The organism is Psychromonas sp. KJ10-2 (assembly GCF_047323255.1).
Lineage (GTDB): Bacteria > Pseudomonadota > Gammaproteobacteria > Enterobacterales > Psychromonadaceae > Psychromonas.
In genome coordinates this window covers 1,516,915-1,534,474 of the sequence record NZ_CP178827.1, presented here as the reverse complement: position 1 = coordinate 1,534,474, position 17,560 = coordinate 1,516,915, and the positions used below count along the sequence as shown (strand labels likewise).

The 17,560-nt window shown below is 37.0% G+C and carries 18 protein-coding genes; 16 read left to right on the top strand and 2 right to left on the bottom strand.

The genetic code is table 11. From position 1 onward, the window contains the following. From cobN to ACLKL2_RS07315, 9 genes are all read left to right on the top strand, one after another. Positions 1 to 2,343 (top strand): cobaltochelatase subunit CobN, encoded by a 2,343-nt coding sequence (cobN, locus tag ACLKL2_RS07355; protein WP_413693909.1) that lies wholly within the window; start codon positions 1 to 3, stop codon positions 2,341 to 2,343. Next, positions 2,310 to 3,791, top strand: a complete 1,482-nt coding sequence (locus ACLKL2_RS07350) for a cobaltochelatase subunit CobN (protein WP_413693908.1) — start codon at positions 2,310 to 2,312, stop codon at positions 3,789 to 3,791. The genes cobN and ACLKL2_RS07350 overlap by 34 nt, the downstream gene beginning before the upstream one ends. After that, positions 3,788 to 4,441 carry a 5,6-dimethylbenzimidazole synthase gene (gene bluB / locus ACLKL2_RS07345; RefSeq protein ID WP_413693907.1) on the top strand — a complete coding sequence of 218 codons (654 nt, stop codon included), beginning with the start codon at positions 3,788 to 3,790 and terminating at the stop codon, positions 4,439 to 4,441. The genes ACLKL2_RS07350 and bluB overlap by 4 nt, the downstream gene beginning before the upstream one ends. Before the next feature lie 94 nt (positions 4,442 to 4,535). Next, positions 4,536 to 5,714, top strand: coding sequence for a sirohydrochlorin chelatase (locus ACLKL2_RS07340; RefSeq protein WP_413693906.1), 1,179 nt, complete (start codon positions 4,536 to 4,538; stop codon positions 5,712 to 5,714). Between the two features lie 385 nt (positions 5,715 to 6,099). Beyond that, on the top strand, positions 6,100 to 6,708 hold the full coding sequence (locus ACLKL2_RS07335; protein WP_413693905.1) for a histidine phosphatase family protein: 609 nt from the start codon (positions 6,100 to 6,102) through the stop codon (positions 6,706 to 6,708). Positions 6,709 to 6,810: 102 nt separating this feature from the next. Next, complete coding sequence (locus ACLKL2_RS07330) at positions 6,811 to 7,629, top strand: cobalamin biosynthesis protein CobD/CbiB (protein ID WP_413693904.1); 819 nt, start codon at positions 6,811 to 6,813, stop codon at positions 7,627 to 7,629. Positions 7,630 to 7,677: 48 nt separating this feature from the next. Next, positions 7,678 to 8,703 (top strand): threonine-phosphate decarboxylase, encoded by a 1,026-nt coding sequence (locus ACLKL2_RS07325; protein ID WP_413693903.1) that lies wholly within the window; start codon positions 7,678 to 7,680, stop codon positions 8,701 to 8,703. A 362-nt stretch (positions 8,704 to 9,065) separates the two neighbouring features. Further along, positions 9,066 to 9,296, top strand: coding sequence for a DUF302 domain-containing protein (locus tag ACLKL2_RS07320; RefSeq protein ID WP_413694281.1), 231 nt, complete (start codon positions 9,066 to 9,068; stop codon positions 9,294 to 9,296). Positions 9,297 to 9,504: 208 nt separating this feature from the next. Further along, positions 9,505 to 10,266 carry a transporter substrate-binding domain-containing protein gene (locus ACLKL2_RS07315; RefSeq protein ID WP_413693902.1) on the top strand — a complete coding sequence of 254 codons (762 nt, stop codon included), beginning with the start codon at positions 9,505 to 9,507 and terminating at the stop codon, positions 10,264 to 10,266. 57 nt (positions 10,267 to 10,323) lie between these two features. Here the strand turns inward: ACLKL2_RS07315 and ACLKL2_RS07310 are convergent, their stop codons facing one another. Continuing rightward, positions 10,324 to 11,355 (bottom strand): hypothetical protein, encoded by a 1,032-nt coding sequence (locus ACLKL2_RS07310; protein ID WP_413693901.1) that lies wholly within the window; start codon positions 11,353 to 11,355, stop codon positions 10,324 to 10,326. Positions 11,356 to 11,543: 188 nt separating this feature from the next. Continuing rightward, positions 11,544 to 12,281 (bottom strand): acyltransferase family protein, encoded by a 738-nt coding sequence (locus ACLKL2_RS07305; protein WP_413693900.1) that lies wholly within the window; start codon positions 12,279 to 12,281, stop codon positions 11,544 to 11,546. A gap of 358 nt (positions 12,282 to 12,639) precedes the next feature. Here ACLKL2_RS07305 and ACLKL2_RS07300 point away from each other — a divergent pair, with 358 nt between their 5' ends. The 7 genes from ACLKL2_RS07300 (at position 12,640) to ACLKL2_RS07270 (ending at position 17,431) form a co-directional block, all read left to right on the top strand. Further along, positions 12,640 to 13,098, top strand: coding sequence for a sulfotransferase (locus ACLKL2_RS07300; RefSeq protein ID WP_413693899.1), 459 nt, complete (start codon positions 12,640 to 12,642; stop codon positions 13,096 to 13,098). Beyond that, on the top strand, positions 13,056 to 13,532 hold the full coding sequence (locus tag ACLKL2_RS07295; RefSeq protein WP_413693898.1) for a hypothetical protein: 477 nt from the start codon (positions 13,056 to 13,058) through the stop codon (positions 13,530 to 13,532). Before ACLKL2_RS07300 ends, ACLKL2_RS07295 begins: the two co-directional genes overlap by 43 nt. Positions 13,533 to 14,445: 913 nt before the next feature. Next, positions 14,446 to 14,664 (top strand): acyltransferase family protein, encoded by a 219-nt coding sequence (locus ACLKL2_RS07290; RefSeq protein ID WP_413693897.1) that lies wholly within the window; start codon positions 14,446 to 14,448, stop codon positions 14,662 to 14,664. Then, positions 14,607 to 15,461 carry an acyltransferase family protein gene (locus tag ACLKL2_RS07285; protein ID WP_413694280.1) on the top strand — a complete coding sequence of 285 codons (855 nt, stop codon included), beginning with the start codon at positions 14,607 to 14,609 and terminating at the stop codon, positions 15,459 to 15,461. The genes ACLKL2_RS07290 and ACLKL2_RS07285 overlap by 58 nt, the downstream gene beginning before the upstream one ends. Before the next feature lie 116 nt (positions 15,462 to 15,577). Continuing rightward, positions 15,578 to 16,000 carry an SGNH hydrolase domain-containing protein gene (locus ACLKL2_RS07280; protein WP_413693896.1) on the top strand — a complete coding sequence of 141 codons (423 nt, stop codon included), beginning with the start codon at positions 15,578 to 15,580 and terminating at the stop codon, positions 15,998 to 16,000. Continuing rightward, positions 15,982 to 16,338: an SGNH hydrolase domain-containing protein gene (locus ACLKL2_RS07275; RefSeq protein ID WP_413694279.1), complete on the top strand. Its 357-nt coding sequence runs from the start codon at positions 15,982 to 15,984 to the stop codon at positions 16,336 to 16,338. The genes ACLKL2_RS07280 and ACLKL2_RS07275 overlap by 19 nt, the downstream gene beginning before the upstream one ends. Positions 16,339 to 16,432: 94 nt before the next feature. Beyond that, on the top strand, positions 16,433 to 17,431 hold the full coding sequence (locus ACLKL2_RS07270) for an NAD-dependent epimerase (RefSeq protein WP_413693895.1): 999 nt from the start codon (positions 16,433 to 16,435) through the stop codon (positions 17,429 to 17,431). The last annotated feature ends 129 nt before the right edge of the window (positions 17,432 to 17,560 follow it).

Below are 17,560 nucleotides of genomic sequence, written 5' to 3'. Positions count from 1 at the left end.
ATGCACCTATTAGCAGCACAACCGGGCGGGTTTGTTGAGCAAGAGGGGATTGTGGATTTAGCACAATCTCCGGCACCGTTAGTGGTGTTCAGCGCAGCCGATAGTCAATTAACCGCGCTTTCTGCAGGATATCAAACAGCCACTGAAGCTCACGCTTTAGTAGAAACGCGTTTAGTGAATTGGACTAACTTATTAAAACCAGCGGCCTTCGACCTTTATGAAGATAAAGTACTAGAGCAAGCGCAGGTTGTGATCGTGTCGTTGTTAGGTGGCAAAGCGTATTGGCAATATGGTGTGGATGGACTGATTCGTTGGTCAAAAGAAGCGCCTAATCGTCATCTTATTTTAGTACCCGGTGATGACAATATCGACCCAGAGTTGATTGAGTTATCTACTGTGTCAGCGCAAGTTCAGCATCAAGTTTGGCGTTACTGTCGAGCAGGTGGTATTGATAATAGTGCGCAGTTATTTACCTTTTTAAACCAGCAATTTTTTGAGCTTTCAGTGCAGTCGAAAGAAGCTGAATTCCTACCAGTCGCGCAGTTTTATAATCAAGATAAAATACAATGGCAAGCTGGACAGCAAGTGGTTGCGCTACTTTTTTATCGTAGCCATTTACAGTCCGCTAACTGTCAGATGTTTGATCAACTTATTCAATTAATGTCTGATAATGGCTTGAATCCACTACCGATAGTGATCAGCTCATTAAAAGATCCTGAAGCAATGACCGTGGTAAATGCTTTGATCGTCGAACATCATTGTCGCCTCATCTTAAACACCACAGGTTTTGCATCAAACACCGTCAGTACACCTGGGTTAAGCTCACAACCTAATAGTTTTACACGTTTATTTGACGTAGATATTCCGATTCTACAGCTAGTACTCTCCAGCAGTACCTTAGAAGATTGGCAAGATTATAAGCAAGGTTTACGCAGCCGTGATATCGCTATGCAAGTGGTGTTACCGGAAATGGATGGCAAAGTCTTAACGCGTGCCATTAGCTTCAAAAGTGAGGCGTTTTACGATGAAAAAACACAGATCTCTTTAGTACAATATCAATTACATCAAGAGCGTGCACTATTTGTGATTGAGCTGGCTAAAAAATATATTCAGTTATCTCAAACGGCTAATCAAGATAAACGCATTGCGTTGATCTTAGCAAACTATCCCACAAAAGATGGGCGAATAGGCAATGGTGTTGGTTTAGACACGCCCAATTCAACGGTCAATATACTGAATAAATTGAAAGCTGCAGGTTATCCAGTGGGGGATGTGCCAGAAAACGGTAATCAATTGATTGAGCAATTATTACAGTCTGTCACCAATAACCCAAATACCTTACATCATTTAGCCTGTTGGCAAAGCTTATCTTTAAAAGATTATAAACAATACTTTGCGGCATTACCTTTAGTCAGCCAACAAGCGATTACGGCACGTTGGGGGCAACCTGAAGACGATTTAAAATGCCGTGATGGACGCTTAATGATCGCAGGGATCCGTTTAGGCGAAACCTTTATAGGTATTCAACCTGCTCGTGGTTTTAATATCGACTTGTTAGCTAATTACCATGACCCTGATTTAGTGCCACCACATAACTACTTAGCCTTCTATTTTTGGTTACGTTTTACTTACCAAGTGAATGCCGTTATTCATGTGGGAAAACACGGTAATTTAGAATGGCTACCTGGCAAAGGCTTAGCGTTATCTAACGAGTGTTGGCCTGATGCGGTATTAGGTCCTATGCCTCACTTTTATCCATTCATCGTTAATGATCCTGGAGAAGGGGCGCAGGCAAAGCGTCGTACACAAGCAGTTATCGTTGACCATTTAATGCCGCCCATGGCGCGTGCAGAAACTTACGGGGATATGGCTGAACTAGAAGGGCTAGTGGATGAGTACTATCAAGCACAAGGTTTAGATACACGCCGTGAAGTTTGGTTACGAGAGCAGATTTTAGAGAAAGTACAAAGCACTAATATATTAGATGAATTAAATGAAGCAGCACGTGGTGATGATAACCAAGTGTTAGAAGAATTAGATACTTACTTGTGTGATATTAAAGAGTCACAAATTCGCCATGGCTTGCATATTTTAGGGGAGTTACCAGAGAACCATAAAATCGCAAATACCTTAATAGCCTTATTACGTTTACCACGTGGGGAAGGGTATATTAATCAAGGCATTTTACATTGTTTGGTCAATGACTTTTCGTTATTAGTTGATGGTGAGTTATTTGACCCATTAAGCGCAGGCCGTGAAAATTGGACTGGGCTTAAACCTGATTTATTGGCGACTGTCTGTGATTCATTATGGCGCAGTACCGCAGATACCCGGAGCGTTTAGAGCTGTTGGCTTTACAGTGGGTAGAGCATTACTTATTAGCGAATAACGACCTTGCTGAATTGATTGAGTTCCCCGCAACGCATGCTTTATTGGTTTACGCGCAAGAGACAATCTATAAAGCATTACAGCAAAGTGTTGATAATGAATTAAATGCGATTATCGAAGGGCTTGATGGTAAGTTCATCGAAGCAGGTCCCAGTGGCGCGCCAACCCGTGGACGATTAGATACCTTGCCTACTGGGCGTAATTTCTATTCCGTTGATAACCGTGCCATTCCATCTAAAGCCGCGTGGGTGTTAGGTCATCAATCAGCACAAGCGTTAATACATCGACATTTACAAGAACATGGTGATTACCCGAAACAACTGGGGTTATCAGTATGGGGAACAGCAACCATGCGAACTGGCGGTGATGATATCGCGCAGGCCTTTGCTTTAATGGGCGTAAAACCTATTTGGGCAGAAGGCAGTCACCGCGTAGTCGATTTTGAAATTATTCCCTTCCAACTACTGAATCGACCTCGCGTTGATGTAACGCTGCGTGTATCTGGCTTTTTCCGTGATGCTTTTGCAAATGTAATGGCGTTATTTGATGCGGCAGTGGTGGCTATTAGTGAACTTAAAGAGCCGAGTAATAACAATTTAATTCAGCATAATATTCAACAACGTGAAGCGCAATTAATTGCTGATGGTATGAATGTTACGCAAGCTAAACGTCAAGCAAGTTATCGTGTGTTTGGATCAAAACCTGGTGCCTATGGCGCAGGTTTACAAGGTTTGATTGATGAACGTTGTTGGGAAGAGAAAAGTGATTTAGCGGAGGCCTATTTAAACTGGGGCGGTTATGCCTACGGAAATAGTGACAAAGACGGCGTGCAGGCTAAGGAAGCGTTTTTAGATAGATTAAGCAATATCGACGTCGTGGTACAGAACCAAGATAACCGTGAACATGATCTGCTGGATTCAGACGATTATTACCAATTTCAAGGCGGTATGAGCAATGCGGCACAAGTCTATTCAGGCAAAGCGCCCACCATTTATCATAGTGACCATAGCAATCCAAGTAAACCAGTGATCAGAACGCTCAAAGAAGAACTAAACCGAGTGTTACGTTCACGCGTATTAAATCCAAAATGGATAGAAGCGATGCGTGAACATGGTTATAAGGGCGCTTTTGAAATGGGTGCGACAGTGGATTATCTGTTTGCTTATGATGCAACCACGGATTTGATAGCCGATTATCAATATCAGCAAGTGACCGATACCCTATTGATGGATCCAACTAACCAACAATTTTTAAAAGATAATAACCCACAAATAATGGAAGAGATGGCAGAGCGTTTAATGGAAGCGGCGCAACGTGGTTTATGGCAAGCACCTGATGAATATCAAGAAAAGCTACAAGACTTATTGTTACAGTGTGATGAAATGCAAGAGAGTAAGTCATGAAGAGCCAGCACAGTTATCAAGACAGCGAAAAGCAGGCCATTTATAAAGTGATTAAAGAGCGTCGAGATATGCGTCACTTTAGCCCACAACCTTTAGAAGAAGGGTTATTGTTAAAATTATTAACCGTTGCGAATCAAGCGCCGAGTGTTGGTTTGATGCAACCATGGCGGTTTATTCGAGTGACTAGTCAACAGTTAAGAAGTGATATTCAACAACTAGTTGCTTCCGAGCGAACAGCAACTGCAGATTTATTGGATGAGCGTAAAAGCGAGTTCTTAAAATTAAAAGTGGAAGGCATTGCTGAATGTGCAGAGTTAATTGTTGTTGCATTACCCGATGGTCGTGAAAAGCATGTGTTTGGTCGTCGAACCATGCCAGATATGGACTTAGCATCAGTATCCTGTGCGATTCAAAACATGTGGTTAGCGGCAAGGGCAGAAGGGATTGGGTTAGGCTGGGTGTCATTATTTGAGCCAGTTCAATTGGCTAATTTATTGAATATGCCAGCGGACAGCCGACCTATTGCGATTTTATGTATTGGGCATGTTGAAAAGTTTTATGAAAAGCCAATGTTAATAGAACAAAAGTGGGGCGAGGCTGCGCCAATAGAAACATTTTTGTTTGAGAATAGTTGGCCAGAAAAAGTGTAATAAATAGTAGGTTAACGTTGCTGTTTTTATGGCTATTGGTACCATGGCAGCCAAATTAGACCCCGCAAAAAATTGATAAGAAAAGAGATGTAAAATGAATGAACAACTAGTTAAAAAAGGCATTATGGTGTGTGGTCACGGTAGCCGTGATAAAGATGCTGAAGTAGAATTCTCATTAGTGGCTGAAGGCTTAAAAAAACGTTTTCCAGATATGCCTGTTGAGTACGGATTTTTAGAATATTCTGCACCTAATATTCACATGGGGTTAAACAGTTTAATAGCTCAAGGTGTTAATCACATATATGCTGTACCAGGTATGTTATTCGCAGCAACCCATGCGAAAAATGACATTCCTTCAGTATTAACCACCTTCGAAGAAAAAAACGAAGGTCTACAAGTAACGTATGGTCAAGAATTAGGCTTACAACAGCCAATGATTAATGCTTTTCAAGCACGTATTTACGAGTCATTAGGTTTAGATGTAAACAATCCACCTAAAGAACTTTACGATACTATGCTGGTGGTTGTTGGACGCGGTACTTCAGATACTGAAGCCAATGCTGAAGCGGCAAAATTAACGCGTATCGTGAGTGAAAATATGGGCTTTGGTTGGGCTGATACCGTTTACTCTGGTGTGACTTACCCTTCGGTAGGTGTTGGTCTTGAGAAGCTATTAAAGCTTGGTTATAAGCGTATTGTAGTTGCGCCATACTTCTTGTTTACAGGCCGTTTAATCAAACGTATCTCAGGTTACATTGATAAAGTAGCAAAAGATAATCCTGAAGTTGAATTCATCAATACACCTTACTTACGTGACCACGACAAAGTGATTGATGCCTTTGAAGTACGTGTTCGTAATATTATGGATGATAAACCGGTTCAGGGCGAAGACTTAATGGCAACATTTAAACGTCGTTTAGCCGCGGGTGAAGTGGATGTACATCATCACCATGCAGAATACCAAGATCCTGAAGCACACAGCCATGATCACTCTCATGACCATAGCCATTCACACGATCATTCGCATGAACATGGCCATAGTCATTCACATGACCATTCTCATGAACATGGTCACTCACATGATCATAGTCACAGCGAGCCACATAGCCACGGGGTTTATAAACATATTGCGCACCCATTAGGCCCAAGAACCATGATCGGTGAAGGTGTTTGTTGTTGTTTTATGGGGCAGTTCCCGCAAGAAATATTGGACGAAGAAAAAGAGCGAATTGAAAATGGTGTACAAGGTGAAGCCTTAGCACATCGTAAATAACCTCTGCGTTTTTAAGCCCTGAGCTACTGCAACAGTAAGTAGTCTTAATAAACAGTTATCAACTATCTTGATAACTGTTTATTTACCATTGACCTCCCTATACTATGTATTTATATTCAATGGCTTAGATACATTAAAATCAGTTAGTCTATTGAATCAAATTTTATTATGATTGTCTTATACCAATTGTATTAAATAACTGCTCTAAATTTTGCGCCGGAAAAATGGCTTAGTTTGAGGCGTAAGTTGATGTAAATGGTTGTTCCCTATACGAAACTTACAACGAAAAAATAAGTTGTTTTAACAAGTAAAATAGATCAGTTACTTACTATGATTGGTATGACAGTAAGTATACTTTTCACTTTTATCAATTTAAGAGCGTACATTGAATAACCAAACTACTTTTTATCTTGCCCGTCACGGACAGACGGAATGGAATGTTGCACAGCGTATTCAAGGTCAACTCGATAGTCCTCTTACGGATCAAGGCAAACAACAAGCTGCATTATTAGCAGAGCAATGCCGTCCGTTAAATATTACGCAAATTTTGACTTCTCCATTGGGGCGAGCGATTCAGACTGCGGATATTTGTGGGCAAGCTTTAGGCCTTATTCCTATTCCAATCAAAGGATTTGAAGAGCGTCATTTTGGTGATTGGCAAGGTAAGTTTACTTATCAAGTTAATACCTTAAGCGATTATGATGAAATCACTTCTCAGATAACCGACTGTAAACCTATGCAGGGTGAAAGCTCAAAACAACTATTAGCCCGTTTTGAAAGTACATTAAGAGATGAACTCGAAAATGCAGCAAAAGAGGTCAGTTTAATTGTTATCCATGGCGATATTTTACGTTGTTTTATGGCGCAGTTTATTCCTCACCTAACTCCCAGTTCAGGTACTCAGAATAACGCAAGTACTGGCTATGATTATAAAAATGCAGAACTGATTGCATTAAGTTACGATCAAGAGACCGGTGTTTTTAGCAGTCTATGATAGTTTTTCTTACTCTTGTGTTTGCCTTGGTTATAGATCACATTATTGGCGAACCTAACCGTTATCATCCACTGGTTTTATTTGGTAATTTAGCCAATATTCTTGAAAAAATTAAATAAAGGTACGCCACAGCAACGCTTCATTAAAGGTGTGCTTAGCTGGGCTATTTTAGTGTTACCACTGCCTTTACTTTATTTGTTGTTAATGTGGATCTTACCTGTTTACCTCATAATGTTAATCAACATCTACATTGTTTACTGGGCTGTGGCACTAAATAGTTTGAATCAACACGGCATGCAAATATATCAACCTTTACGTCGAGGTGATTTAGCACAGGCACAACACTTTTGCTCTTACATTGTTAGTCGAGACACCAGTGAATTGGATGCTCAAGCCATCAGTCGTGCGACTACAGAATCGATGTTAGAAAATGGTCACGATGGGGTAACCGCCACCTTAATTTATTTTGTTCTCGGTGGGGCACCGCTGGTTATCATCCATCGATTGAGTAATACATTAGATGCTATGTGGGGATACCGAAACGAGCAATATAACTACTTCGGTAAATGTAGCGCTCGCATGGATGACTTATTAGGTTTTGTCAGTGCGAAAATAACCGCGGTATTGTTTTCGGTGATTGGTCTCTTTAATGGTACGGCTAAGCGTGCATTAATCAACGCTTATCATCAGAGTAAGGATTATAAAAGCCATAATGGTGGCTGGGTGATGGCGTCTGGCGCCACCGTAATGCAAGTATGTTTAGGCGGTAGTGCAGTCTATTTCGGTAAAACCGTGGTTTCACCACAACTAGGCGAAGGTGAAACAGTGCAAAGCAAACACATTGCAGCGAGCTTAACCTTAGTCAAACAAGCAGTATTACTGTGGTTATTGATGGTTGCGCTATTGCAAAGCATGTTGTGATATTTATATTTTACTTCTCAAAAAAATTAAACAAGGTTTATTGAAATAATGGCGATCGTACATGGTGGGCAGCTGAGTAAAGTGGCAAAAAAGTATGCTATTCCTGAACAAGATTGGCTAGACCTTTCTACGGGTATTGCTCCTTTTAGTTATGCTATTCCTACTATCCCTGCAAAAGTGTGGCAGGATCTTCCCACTATTTCTGAATCTCTAATTAAAGCTGCTGAACATTATTATCAAGCAGATTATTGTTGGCCAGTAGCGGGAAGTCAGCAGTTAATCGAAAAGCTACCTACACTTTGGAATGATAAAAATCGATCAGTGAATACAGGTGAAATGAAGCACGCCTACTTGCCCAAAGTCGGTTATAAAGAGCATCAACAAGCTTGGTTTTTAGCTGGTTATCAGTTGCATTTTTATCAACAAACATTACCCGATAATATTGAAAAAAACAGTGTCGTGGTGGTGATCAATCCAAACAATCCACTTACTGATACTTTTTCCATTACTCAGTTAACGCAATTAAAAACACATTGCCAACAGCAACAAGCTTTATTGATTATTGATGAAGCTTTTGCAGATATATTTGAACCTGAGTTCAGCTTTGTGCCGCATATCATCAATGACAATCAATATGACAATCTAATTGTTTTACGCTCTTTTGGTAAATTTTTTGGTTTAGCCGGAATCCGTATTGGTTTTGCTTGTACCACACAACAATGGCTAGACATGATTAAAGAAAGTATTGGCCCTTGGTCAATTAATGGTCCTGCGTTATTTATTGCTGAGCAAGCGCTACAGGATAAACAGTGGCAACTTTCACAGAAGGTCAGACTTAATCAACAGAGTGAAGCAATGCAAGCCTTACTCAAATCATACCTGTTGAATGCGCGTATTGAAGCGAATGCTTTGTTTATTACTGTGTTTTTAAATGATGCGTCTGATATTTATGAGAAATTATGTAGCCAAGCAGTATATGTAAGGCTAACTGACGAGCAAAATGCACTTCGATTTGGTTTAACGGAATCATCAAACCTACCACGTTTAGAAAAAGCACTGTCTTCGCTTATTTAAGGCTAATATGTGAGCACTGTAAAATAGTGAATACTTACCTAGACTGAATACCTATAAAGTAAAGTAGCTTGTTAAAAAATAAGGTGTTACTTTGAATTCTGTTTTATTTTTACCGTCATAAAAACCTAAACCGAGAGAAATAATCATGAAAAAGCTTATCCCATTACTATTTTTATCTTTTTTTGTAACAAGTCATAGCTATGCCTCAGAGGGGTTACTTCTGTTGAGAGTCACCATTCAGTAAAAGAAACAGCAGATCGATTTGTCGATATATTATCTGAAAAAGGCTTAACGCTTTTTGCGCGTATTGATCATAAAAAAATGCGGAAAATGTTGACCTCGAATTACGAGATACACAAGTTCTGATTTTTGGTAACCCTAAAGTAGGCACTCCAATCATGCAGTGTGAGCAACAAGCTGCAATCGACTTACCACAGAAAGTGCTCATTGCTAAAGATGCTAATGGTAAAGTGTGGATATCTTACAATAACCCTGAGTACATGAAGCAACGTCACCAGGTAACTGGATGTGATGCGGTATTTTCTAAGGTAACTAATGTGTTGAGTGCATTAACTAGCGCTGCTGCTAAATAGGTGCGTATTTGGGAGTAATGCAGCTTTCTAGAGGCTGTATTACTCATTTTCGAAGCCATTAATTCATGTAAGGTAAAGTTAATTTCGATCTTCATAGCAAACAATCATTCCACTTAGTATTAATTTACGCTGCCTTATAAGCCATTGACATTAAGTTAGTTTCATCTTTAATAGAAACAATTCCATTCTACTTCTTATAAGGATATTTATGAAACTCTCTCAAATGGCTTTACTTTCATTCGCTACGTTAACTTTTAATGCGCAAGCAGATTTACTCGATGATATCCAAGAAAAGGGTGTTATTACCGTTGGCACAACAGGTGATTACAAACCTTTCTCCTATTACGATGGTTCAAACTACTTTGGTTACGATATTGACGTTGCTAAACATCTTGGCGAACAGCTAGGTGTAAAAGTCCAGTTTGTACAAACAACATGGAAAGATCTTGTTCCTAACCTACAAGCAGGTAAATATGATATTGCGATGGGTGGAATTACGCGTCGCATCTCTCGTCAATTAGCTGCAGAGCAGTCTCAAGGCTATATGACGTTTGGTAAGTTATTTCTCGTGGAGAATGGCAAAGAAGAGCAGTTTGATACCCTAGCGGAAGTGAATCTTCCAAGCGTAAAAGTTGGGGTAAACATTGGTGGTACCAATGAGAAGTTTGCTGAAAAGTTCTTAAATAATGCAACTTTAGTTAAATATGAAAATAACTTAGATGTCCCTAAAGCGGTTGCCAATGGTGATGTAGATGTAATGGTGACAGAGACACCGGAAGCACTTTATTATCAAACCATTAACAAAAAACTACAGGCAGTACGTGAAGAAAACCCCTTCACCAAAAGCCAGTTCGGTTACCTAATGCCTGTTGGCGAACAGCGTTTATTGAATACCGTTAATTTCATTATGGATGAGATGAAGCTAAAAGGTGTTGATATTGAGTTAATGAAAAACAACTCATTAAAGTAACGTTTTATTAATGAATAAATGCAAGGCACGAAATTTGAGTTTGTGCCTTTGCATTGTTTATTTTAGAAAGTGGTTAATTAAAAAGTCCGCTGGTAAACGCTCTGCAAAATAGGCCTCTCCGACAGCTGATAAGTGATCTCCATCAGCCCAAAATAGACTTTCACATGTCATGAAGTCATCAGGAAAGTTATAATCTAGGGTTTTATTTTGCGAGATAAATTGTAATGTATCGACCGCATCTACTTTTGATTTTATATATTGATCAAGTTCAGTAAATACAGCTTTTTGGCCATCTCTTAGTTCAAAGTCATGCGCACAGGTATTACTAAGTATTTGTTTGTAGTTAAAGTGGGGTTCAACTCTGCTGCCAAACCAGGTAACAGGGACTAATTCACTGAGTGCAGTGAGATAATCGAGGGTAAAGTTAACATGCTTGCTGTCAACACCAATACCTTCAACGCGGGCATTGGTTGCTAGTTTATCAAACATATAGCGAGAGCCTTTATCACCATGGCGATCAAGTAATAAGTAAAAGCCTGCTTGCTCATAAATAACATGATTAAATACGTGTTTATTGCTCGAGATAAAGTCTTTCACTTCATCGTATGGACATAAATTTTTATCATCCCATACTCGACATCCACTGCTAGTGACGCCGACTATGAAGTCATCATTAAAACGGGATGAAACCATGCCGAATAAATCGATAGCATGGCTATCTCCAATAATAAGTGTACCTGAACCGTATTTGGAAACGCATTCTTTCAAGCGCGATGCGATATCATTTGTTAAGTGTGCTGTATTAAAACGACATTCAGAAAACGCTTGTACACCTTTAGCATTCATACCCCAATTTGTTGTTTCAGTTGTAAGGTTAGATAACATGGTATAAGTCTTTTGTGTTGGTATATTCTGTCGTATCAACCAGCCATTATTGCCTTCATTAATAAAAACATAAGAAGACAATACACTAAGAATTAAGACCATATGCACAGGTTTCGAGGTTAAAAAAGATAATCGGTCAATATTCTTTTTAAATTTTATTTTTTCGATAAATCGATAGCTCAAAAAACCTAATACTATAGACAATATAATTCCGAAGTAGGTATAAACTGTATCTAACGAAAAATAGTAGATAGCTACAACCAAAGGCCAATGCCAAAGGTAGATAGAATAGGACCAAGCACCTAACTTTTGGAAAATAAAGTTACTAGTTAATAAGCTGTCAACACGTTGAGACTGTATAACTAAAAAAGCACCTAAAACAGGAAGTATAGCTAAATGACCTGGCCAAGGAGTGTCTTGCGATATAAAAAATAAGCACTGATGATCATTAATAAGCCAGTCAACTCTAGGTGTTTTTTATATCTAAATGGTATTGTGAAAGGGAATACACAAGCGACTCCTCCAAACATCATTTCCCAAGGGCGTGTAGGTAACAAATAATACGCTGGGTTAGGCCATAGGTGCGTTGCTATAATGCTAAAAATAAACAGTAGTATAGTAGTAATTAATAACGTAAATTTCATCGCCTTTAACGACATAAATTTGTGCATAGCTACTAATACTAACGGATAAATAATATAAAATTGCCATTCAACTGATAATGACCAAGTATGTAACAGCCACTTTCCATGTGAAGCAATATCGAAGTAACCAGATTCTCTCCAATACTCAATATTTGATAAAAAGGTCATGCTTACTGCGATATGTTTGGTTAATGCAGTGTAATCAATAGGGGTAATAAAAAACCAACCGAAAAGCAGTAAGGTAGAACACAATGCAGCTAGCGCTGGAATAATTCTATTGGCTCTGGCGACATAAAATGTTGAAATTGAGAATGATTGCTGCTCAATTCCTCTAAATATAATGCTTGTCATTAAAAAACCTGAAATGACAAAAAATACATCTACACCAGCAAAACCACCAGGTATCCAAGCTGCATTAAAATGAAATAATACCACCGCTATAACTGCAATCGCTCTAAGTCCGTTTATATCTTCCCTGAATCTCATAAATTATCTCAGTTTATTGGTCATAAAAAAAGCAATAAAAAATAAACTAAATACCATTGAACTTTTGTTTGTAACGGCGTCTAATAAAGAAGCGACTCAATATCTGGTTAAAATTAGCTAATTTTTATTGGTTATATTAATCATACTATTTAACTTGTTAAAGTAATTTCTTTTTATACAACATTTATAAAAACTTATTTAAAATCATTGGTATTAGTCAATCACGCTTTGAATTTTACTTAGTTGTATTGGCTTTATGTATTATATAATTTGCTAGGAAATGTATTTTTAATTAGTAGAGTTGCCTTTTAGAGGCTAGGCTTTATTCAACATTAATGCATAAATTTTTAGGTGAAATATGAAATGTATCTTTATTGGTGGTGCTGACAGAAGCGGAACAACTATGTTGGCATCTTTGTTATCAACGATCAAAGATAGCGTTGTGACACCTGAGTCTTTATTTAAAACAGATATTCCATTTGAATATCCTATTTCAATTCACGCATACTCACAAAACCTTGCTGAGGATAAACGGTTCAAGCGTTGGAACACTGATATTAGTGAACTTAAGGATAAGGATTACTTGTCTTATAGCGAGGTTTATCATGATATCTTGAGTTTATATGCTCAAGATAAGAGCGTAGGCTATTGGATCGACCACTCTCCTAATAACTTAATGTATGCAAAGTTACTTAATGCTACCTTTGAGGACTGTTATTTTATACATATCGTTAGAGACGGTAGAGCGGTTGCCCATTCTCAAATACCATTGGAATGGGGGAAAATACTTTTTTACACTCATCTAGAGCTTGGTTAAATAAGATCCTTTATGGTTTTATCACTCAGACTTTATTCCCTGAAAAAACCATTTTAGTCAAATATGAAGACTTACTAAGGGACAGTGAAAAAGAAATAGCCAAAATATTAACCCTCTTGGGCAATCCAGAATTGGAAGAAGTCACATTAAAAGGTGATTTTGTGCCTGAATTTTCTAAAAAACAACATTCACTAGTGGGTAAAACACCCGATATAAGTCGTGCTAATGCTTGGCAAAGCAAATTAACCAATCAAGAGATTGCTGACTTTCAATATTATGCAGCGCATACTTTGGAGGTGTTAGGCTATGAGTTAATGGATACTGAAAATACTAAAGTAACCAAAGGACATATGATTAAACAGTTTTTAAAAGAGATGTGGTTTAAAAAGGTAGTTAACCCAAGACAATATAAGTTAAAAAGAAAACTGCATTAAAATTTTAAGTTTCAACTATATATTGGTTACTAGTTCAGAATGTATAGACTAATAGTTATATGAATACAGTTTAATCGTTCATATTATTTGGTCAACTGGTCGCCAGTTACTTCCTATGTGATTTTATCCTTCTTATTACTACTTAATTTTTTAACTAACAGATTTATCAATAAAAAATTACTCTGTTTAATTTTTGTTTTTATTCCTTGTATTATGTTGATGATTATAAATCTCAAAAGATGTTGTGCCTATTATTAGGTATTTGATTTTTATGGGTAAGTATCTCTAATGAGGTGTTTTTTATTGTGTTTATTTCAAATTGAAACGATAAGTTACTTTACTTGACTAAAGTTGATATTAATTACCAAAAAGAAGTGACAAAAGAGATCTAAATCACTAATATTTATTACTCAGTCATTATTTTTTGACAAAAGTAAAAGTAAATTATTGTTTTATATTGTAACGAAAAGCGGCAAATATTTAGTATGTCTTTTGTTTTTGTAAACTACATTGTTAGCATTTTATAGATACCGTTTTGACTGTGATGGTCCAATAGCTATTTAGAGAAATTCGTTAGTGGTATAGGCGAAATATATCTTTTTAAGTAAATCGCATTATTAAGTAAACATTAAACGATCATCAATTTAATTTTAAAAAATAAGTACAACGGATTGTATTTTTAGCTTTATGGCTAATAACCATAAATACGTTAAGTCAGGTAAATGGAATTTCTAATGAACAACATTTTTCCCTTTCTGTTTTATCCATTTACTTACTCTTTGGTTGATACTTACAGTTCCTAACCGAAAATTAACCTTTTAGATTCATAATCTATTAAGTTTTTTAATATTAATAAATACAAAATGGATTATACATAAATGATATTTATTATCTTTTTAGTATGGAATTACAAATGTTGAATTTTAGACAAGATATAAATGGTCTTAGAGCTATTGCCGTCATTGCCGTTGTGTTATTTCACTTCAACCCCTCTTGGGTGCCTGGTGGTTTTGCTGGAGTTGATGTGTTTTTTGTTATTTCTGGATTTTTAATGACAGGGATAATATTTAGGGAATTCAAGCAGATAATTTCTCAATTTGGAAATTTTATATTGCAAGAGCAAATAGAATAATTCCTGCGCTGGCTGTTCTCTGTTTAGCCCTTCTTATATTTGGCTGGTTTTATCTCTCCCCATTAGAATATAGAGCATTAGGAAAACATATTGCTGCTAGTACTGGGTTTTTATCTAACTTTATCTATTGGATGGAGGCGGGCTATTTTGATGCTGCTTCTCATGAAAAGTGGCTTTTACATACTTGGTCTTTATCTGTTGAGTGGCAATTTTATGTTATTTATCCATTAATATTAGTCTCTTTACAAAATTTTGTATCAATGGAAACAATCAAAAAATATATTGTAATTGGTGCTGTTATCAGTTTTATTTTGAGTGCTATTTCAACATATCAATGGCCCAATCAAGCTTATTATTTATTACCAACAAGAGCATGGGAGATGATGCTCGGCGGTGTAGCCTTCTTGTATCCACTTTCACTAAAAGAGCAAAGTAAAAAGTATTTTGAGTGGGGCGGGCTACTTTTAATCGTTGTCTCATATGCTTTTATTTCAAAAGGGACTCCTTGGCCTGGGTACTTAGCTATATTCCCTGTTTTTGGTGCTTTTTTAATAATACAGGCTGACCGTGAAAATAGCCTTATAACAAGTAATGTTGTTTTTCAGAAGATAGGGAAATGGTCGTATTCGATTTATCTATGGCATTGGCCTTTTGTTGTTGCTATTTACTATTTTTCTTTGAATAGCATATTTATATATATTGGAATTTTTTATCAGTATTACTTGGATTTATTAGCCATAAGTATATTGAAACGATTAAATTTAAGAAAGAGTTTCCCAAACTTCTTGGTTATTTAAAATGTAAACCTTTATATTTTTGTATTTTAACTGCATTTTTAGGATCGATTGTATTTGTTAGTAATGGTGTTAATAAACCTATTCGAGGCATTAGCAATTCGGAAGAAACTCTGTATATGGCTAACTATCACCGTGATAATTATATTAAAAATTTTATGGGGTTATTCAGTCCAGAATGTAATTTTTTTGATACTGTTGAACGCCAACCTAAAAATGACATACCTAATAGTTGCCTCAATAAAGGTGAAGGTGGGATTTTCATTTGGGGTGATTCTCATGCTAAATCTTTATCTTATGGTATTAGAAAATCATTTAGCGGTGAAAATATAAGTCAAATTACCACTTCTAATTGTAGGCCACTTGTTAAAGAGGATACTGAACTAGATGGTGAATATAGGGTCGCTTGTGATAGAGCAAACGCTAAAGCCAAAGATGAAATACTAAAAATAAAACCAAAAGTAATTATTCTAGTTCAACATATTGATCACGATAAAAATGATTACAATGAAATTTTTCGTACATCACGAAACACAATTTAAAATCAAAAATTATCTTAATAGGTCCTGTTCCACAATGGGAACCATCATTACCAAATACAATCGCTAAAAGGCATTTTGAACCAACTAAAACCATAATAGAAGATCGATCTTTTGTGACTTCTCTATTTACAATAAATCGTCAATTACATGAGCGTTACGGTAACTCAGAAATTAAACATATTTCATTATTAGACGAGTTATGCAATGAAGAAGGTTGCTTGGCTAAAGTGGATAACAATAATACCCCTTTAGTATTCGATTATGGTCATTTATCGGTTGAAGGGTCTCAATATGTTGTAGAAGAAATTTTAAAAGAAAAAATAATGGATTACCTGTAATTTTACAAAAATGAAAAATCCAAACACATTGACATGATAATTTTAAATTTAAGTACTTAGTAAAACTAATTTAACTTTTAAAGGTAGTAAGCAGATGAAATATTTAGTAACAGGCGCAGCAGGGTTTATCGGCAACTTTGTGTCAGAGCGTTTATGTGACGCAGGGCATGATGTTATTGGTCTGGATAATTTAAATGATTATTACGATCCTAACTTGAAGTTAGCACGCTTAAAACGCCTTGATAAATTCGACAACTTTACCTTTGTAAAGCTTGACTTAGCAAACAGAGAAGGAATGGAAAGTCTATTTTCTGAAGAAAAATTTGACCGTGTTATTCACCTCGCAGCCCAAGCTGGCGTGCGTTATTCTATTGAAAATCCAATGGCTTATATTGATTCTAACTTAGTGGGGATGGCCACTATTTTAGAAGGGTGCCGACATAATAAAGTGAAACATCTTGTCTATGCATCATCTAGCTCGGTTTATGGTATGAATGAAAAAATGCCATTTTCTACGGAAGATGAAGTTAATCACCTGGTTTCTTTGTATGCAGCTACCAAAAAATCAAATGAGTTAATGGCTCATAGTTACAGTCACTTATACGACTTACCTACTACTGGACTACGTTTCTTTACCGTTTACGGCCCATGGGGACGTCCTGATATGGCGCCGTTTTTATTTACTGATGCCATTTTAAATGACCGCGAAATTAAAGTGTTTAACAATGGCAAGATGAAACGTGACTTTACCTATATCGATGACATTGTTGAAGGGATTATTCGCATTCAAGATGTGGTGCCAATGCGTAACGCAGACAATCCAAATACTTCACCTTCTTCAAGTAAAGCACCCTATAAAGTATTTAATATTGGTAATAATGAACCAATTGCGTTGATGACTTTTATTGAAGCGATAGAAAAAGCGGCAGGTAAAGAAGCGAAAAAGAATTATATGCCAATGCAAGCGGGAGATGTACCGGCAACTTTTGCGGATATTGATAGTCTAAAGGAAGAGGTCGGTTTCAAACCAGACACACAGATTGATTATGGTATGCAACAGTTTGTTGATTGGTACAAAATGTATCATGCCTAAAGTGGACTAACCAGTTTGCTATTACATAGCAAACTGGTACTTCTGCCGTTGATGATACTTAACCGTTAACTGTGTTTTTTTGATGGTTTTATGGGTTAAGTGTCTGTTTTTAATGTAATTTTGTCTTTT